The organism is Pseudomonas sp. HY13-MNA-CIBAN-0226, assembly GCF_040310305.1.
Classification (GTDB): domain Bacteria; phylum Pseudomonadota; class Gammaproteobacteria; order Pseudomonadales; family Pseudomonadaceae; genus Aquipseudomonas; species Aquipseudomonas gregormendelii.
On the sequence record NZ_JBEOPS010000311.1, the window covers coordinates 1 to 266 of the forward strand.

Here is a 266-nt window from a genome sequence, read left to right on the forward strand (position 1 = left end):
GGCCAGGGCCGCACGTTTGATCATGCCGCCGGATAACGAGGCCGGGTATTTGTCGGCCGCCGACAGCGGCAACCCCGCCAGGGCCAGCTTGACCGCCGCCAAGTGCTCGGCATCGGCGCGGCTGAGGCCGGCGTGCTCGATCAAGGGCAGGGCCACGTTTTCGGTCACCGTCAGCGAGGAAAACAGCGCGCCCTTCTGGAACAGCACGCCAAAGCGGCGCTCTACCAGTGAGCGTTCATGTTCAGGCAGGCTCGGCAGGTTTTTGC

General features: G+C 66.2%; 1 protein-coding gene. It reads right to left on the reverse strand.

The window, feature by feature from the left end:
• The coding region (locus AAEZ05_RS28890) for an ATP-binding cassette domain-containing protein (RefSeq protein ID WP_350650031.1) at positions 1-266 on the reverse strand (266 nt) is incomplete at both ends.